This is a genomic window from Actinomadura sp. 6K520, assembly GCF_004349245.1.
In the GTDB taxonomy this organism is placed as follows: Bacteria; Actinomycetota; Actinomycetes; order Streptosporangiales; family Streptosporangiaceae; genus Spirillospora.
In genome coordinates this window covers 1-4,392 of the sequence record NZ_SMLC01000315.1, presented here as the reverse complement: position 1 = coordinate 4,392, position 4,392 = coordinate 1, and the positions used below count along the sequence as shown (strand labels likewise).

At 70.2% G+C, this 4,392-nt stretch carries 4 protein-coding genes; 2 read left to right on the top strand and 2 right to left on the bottom strand.

Going from position 1 to position 4,392, the window contains the following annotated elements; genetic code table 11:
- Positions 1 to 176: 176 nt before the first annotated feature.
- Positions 177 to 2,366 (top strand): glycosyltransferase family 1 protein, encoded by a 2,190-nt coding sequence (locus E1289_RS36590; RefSeq protein WP_243713441.1) that lies wholly within the window; start codon positions 177 to 179, stop codon positions 2,364 to 2,366.
- Between the two features lie 47 nt (positions 2,367 to 2,413).
- Here E1289_RS36590 and E1289_RS36585 read toward each other — a convergent pair whose 3' ends face one another.
- On the bottom strand, positions 2,414 to 2,701 hold the full coding sequence (locus tag E1289_RS36585; RefSeq protein ID WP_131988608.1) for a DNA-binding protein: 288 nt from the start codon (positions 2,699 to 2,701) through the stop codon (positions 2,414 to 2,416).
- Positions 2,702 to 2,764: 63 nt separating this feature from the next.
- Positions 2,765 to 3,457: a helix-turn-helix domain-containing protein gene (locus tag E1289_RS36580; RefSeq protein WP_131988606.1), complete on the bottom strand. Its 693-nt coding sequence runs from the start codon at positions 3,455 to 3,457 to the stop codon at positions 2,765 to 2,767.
- Positions 3,458 to 3,555: 98 nt separating this feature from the next.
- Here E1289_RS36580 and E1289_RS36575 point away from each other — a divergent pair, with 98 nt between their 5' ends.
- The gene (locus E1289_RS36575; protein ID WP_131988604.1) at positions 3,556 to 4,368 is read left to right on the top strand and encodes a class I SAM-dependent methyltransferase; all 813 of its coding nucleotides are present in this window, start codon (positions 3,556 to 3,558) and stop codon (positions 4,366 to 4,368) included.
- Positions 4,369 to 4,392 lie beyond the last annotated feature (24 nt).

The following is a 4,392-nucleotide window of genomic DNA, read 5'->3' as shown; positions in this document are numbered from 1 at the left end:
TCTCCCGGCACACCGGCAGGGGCACGATCTTTCATCAGGACTCAACGTCCAGGAACCACGAGTGCTCACCTACCGGCTGGCCACCAACCCGGAGTCTGCCGGATGGCGACTCCCAGAACTGATTAGGAACCACCGTGCGTCCACGCGCCCTCGTCTACGGCGACGTCGATCTCAACATGATCGACGGCTCGGCGATCTGGGCCCAGGGCATGGTCCAGGCCCTGTCCCGCGCCGGCTGCGAGGTGACCCTGGTCCTCAAGGCCCCGATCCGTACCGGGCGCCTCGTCGACCCCCTGCGCGCCCTGCCGGGCGTCACCGTCCGCAGCCCGCACGCCGAGGGCCTGTGGGACGGCGCCATGGTCGCGAGGCACGCCGCCACGATCCTGGCCCGCATCGACGCGGAGGAACAGCGTTCCCCGAGGGGGGACGACCCCCCACGCCCCCCGGGACATGGGTTCGACCTGGTCGTCGTCAGGGGGCGGCGCATCGCGGGGAAGCTCGCCATGGGCCCCCTGGCCGGCCGCCTCTGGACGTACCTCACCGACGTCCCGCAGTCCGCCGCCGAGTTCTCCGCCTCCGCCAAGGGCGAGCTCCGCCGGATCGCCGACGCCTCCCGCGTGCTGCTCTGCCAGACCGAGGAGCTCCGGGGTTTCCTGGAGGCCGCCGTGCCCGCCACGGCGGGCAAGAGCGTCCTGTTCCCGCCCGTCGTCGTCCTCCCCGACGGCCTGGAGCCCCGCACCGCCGGAACCCCCGACGGCCGCGCGCTCCGCCTCGTCTACACGGGCAAGTTCGCGCCGCGCTGGAACACCTACGAGATGACCTCCCTGCCGCGCCTGCTCGCCATGCGCGGTGTGGACGCCGAACTCCACATGGTCGGCGACAAGATCCACGACGACCCCGCCGACCCGGGTTTCGCGTCCCGGATGCGGACGGCGCTGGAGACCGGCGAGGGTGTGATCTGGCACGGCGGACACCCGCGCGCCGAGGCCATGCGGCTGACGGCGGCCTCCGACGTGGGCCTCTCCTGGCGGGACCCGGAACTGGACGCGAGCCTCGAACTGTCCACGAAGGTCCTGGAGTGCGGCACGCTGGGCGTCCCGGTCGTCCTCAACCGCACCCCCATGCACGAACGCCTCCTCGGCGCCGACTACCCCCTCTTCGCCGCCACCGAGGACGACGTCCTGGACGCGCTCACCCTCATCGGCAAGAACCCCGACGTCTTCACGCTCGCCGCGGACCGCTGCCGCACGGCCGCCGCCGGCTACACCCTGGACGCCGCCGCCGGCCGCCTCCGGACCTACCTCTCCCAGACCTTTCCGGAGCCGTCCGAGGCCGTCCTGTCCGTCAGGTCACGTCCCCTCCGCGTGGGCGTGGCGGGCCACGACCTGAAGTTCTTCACCCGTCTGCTCGACTACCTCCGGTCCCGCCCCGACATGGAGGTCCGGGTGGACCACTGGGCCGCGCTCAAGGCCCACGACGAGGAACGCAGCCAGGACCTGGTCGACTGGGCCGACGTCGTCATCTGCGAATGGTGCGGCCCCAACGCCCTCTGGTACGCCAAGCGGAAGCGCCCGGACCAGCGCCTCCTCGTCCGCCTGCACCGATTCGAGCTCTACGCCGCCTGGCCGAGGCAACTGAAGATCGACGCCGTCGACCAGGTCATCTGCGTCAGCCCGCACTACACCTCCCTCACCCGCGAGATGACCGGCTGGCCCGCCGAGAAGGTCGTCACCGTCCCCAACTGGGTCGACGACGCCCAGCTCGACCGCCGCAAGCTCCCCGGCGCCGAACACCACCTGGGCATGATCGGCATCGCGCCGTCCCGCAAACGCCTCGACCTGGCCCTGGACGTCCTGGAGGAGCTCCGCCGCGACGACCCCCGCTTCACCCTCTTCGTCAAATCCAAACTGCCCTGGGACTACTGGTGGATCTGGCAGAAGGACGAGGAACGGGCCCACTACGAGAAGGTCTTCCGCCGCATCCGCCGCTCCCGCCTCCTGTCCGGCGGCGTCGTCTTCGACTCCTACGGCCGCGACGTGGCGTCATGGCTGCGCCGCATCGGTTTCGTCCTTTCCACCAGCGACGACGAGAGCTTCCACCTGGCGCCCGCCGAAGGAATGGCGTCCGGTGCCGTCCCGGCCCTGCTCCCATGGCCCGGCGCGGACACCATCTACGACACCCGCTGGATCCACGAGACCCCGTCGGCGATGGCCGCGTCCATCGCCGCGACGGTCTCCGAGAACCGCTGGGAGACCGAAGGGGCGCTGGCCCGCACCCAGGTGACGGCCGCCTACGGCCTGACCGAGGTTTGCCGCCAATGGACGGACCTCCTATCGCATAGCTCAGGAGGAATCGCGACGCCGTGAGCGAGCCGTCCGCGGTCGGCGTTGTCGCCGTGCCGAGTGGAGCCTGGTCAGACCTTGATGATGGCGGCGCGTCCGTTGCACAGGGCTGTCAGGTCTGCGGGGTCCGAAGTGAGGATGGTGACCGGGCCGGGGGCGATGAGCGCGGTGGCGCTGAGCATGGCGACAATGGCGTGCTTGTGGCCGTGGAGACCAATATCGGCGAGCAGCGCGGCGGCCTGGCGGGCGATGGGTTCGGTGACCGGCTCGATGACGAGACGCGAGAGGGTCCACTCCAGTGCAGGGCGGTTGATGCGCGGATGGACGACCTCCGCCAAGGTCGCCGCAGAGGTGATCACGCGCAAGTCGTCGGCGCGGGCCAGGGCGAGCCAGCCGGTGACGTTGCGGTCGCGCAGATTATCCTACCTGGAATCCTCCCACGGACGGGGCGTGGCTGGGCGGGGGAGCGTGGCGAATGGGGAGAGGGTAAACCAGGTGGGGAGGGCGCGGCGGAGGGGTTCGGGGCCTTGGACGTCCAAGGTGCCGGAGCGTAGGGCGTCCTCCCAGCGCAGGTCGCCGCGCCAGATTCCGACCAGGTGGCGGAGGTCGGCGGCCACCGTCACGGAGACTTCGTAGCCGGGGTCGGTGTCGCAGAGGTCGGCGGCTTCGGGGGTGAGGAGCAGCCACCAGTGCCGGAGGCGGGACGGGGCATCCGGGAAGACGAAGAGGATCACGGTTCGGCCGTCGGGGACCGCGTTGGAAGCGACGTTGCGGCGCATGTCCCAGAGGAGGAGCTTCGGGTCCAGGTCCTCGTCGCCCAGTTCGCCTATCCAGCGGACGCCCCACACCGCGAGGGCCTCGACCACGGGACGCAGCTCCTCGCCCGCCAGGGTCAGGACGTAGCGGTCGTCCCGTTTCTCGGCGACGCCTGCGCGTACCAGTTGGTTCAGGCGCTTGGAGAGCAGTGTCGGGGACATGCGGGGAACGCCGCGGCGCACCTCGTTGAAACGCTCGCTCCCGGACAGCAGCTCACGAATGATCAATAACGTCCAGCGTTCGTCCAGCAGCTCCATCGCCTTGGCGACGGGACAGAACTGGTAGTAGGAGGCCCCCATGCCCCGAAGGTTAGAACGGCGCCGCCTCCCAGTACAGATCCTGTACTAGGAAGCCGCATCTCCCCTCCATAGCGTGTGACGAAACGAGGGGAGCAGACATGGGGGAGAAGACCGACGCGGTCAAGGCCGGTCACAGAAAGATGTGGGCGCTGGGCGACTATCCGTCCCTGGCGGCCGAAGTCATCCCGAGCCTGGGCGAGGTCCTCGTCCGCGCGGCCGGCGTGAGCAGCGGCGACTGCGTCCTGGACGTCGCCGCCGGCTCCGGCAACGCCGCCGTCCCCGCCGCGCGCACCGGCGCGAGGGTGGTGGCCAGCGACCTGACACCGGAACTGCTGGAGGCCGGCCGCGAGCACGCCGACGCGGACCTCGAATGGCGCGAGGCCGACGCCGAAGCACTACCGTTCGCCGACGACGAGTTCGACAGCGTCCTTTCCTGCGTGGGCGTCATGTTCGCCCCGCACCACCAGGCCGCCGCGGACGAACTGGTCCGCGTCTGCCGCCCGGGCGGCACGATCGCCCTGCTCAACTGGACACCGGAAGGCTTCATCGGCCAGATGTTCGCGACCATGAAGCCCTACGCCCCACCACCGCCTCCGGGTGCCCAGCCGCCACCCCTGTGGGGCGACCCCGACCACGTCCAGACCCTGCTCGGCGACCGCGTGACCGACGTCAGAACCCAACGCGAGAACATCCAGATCGACGCCTTCGACAAGCCCGAGGACTTCCGCGACTACTTCAAATCCCGCTACGGCCCCACCATCGCCGTCTACAACAACATCGCCGACGACCCCGACAAGGTGACCGCCCTGGACGAGGCCCTGGTGCACCTGGCCCACGACCACGCACGCGACACCCCGACCCTGACCATGGACTGGGAGTACCTACTCCTAACCGCCCGCAAGACCCCCTGACCGCCCACCGCCCCGCTGCGGACC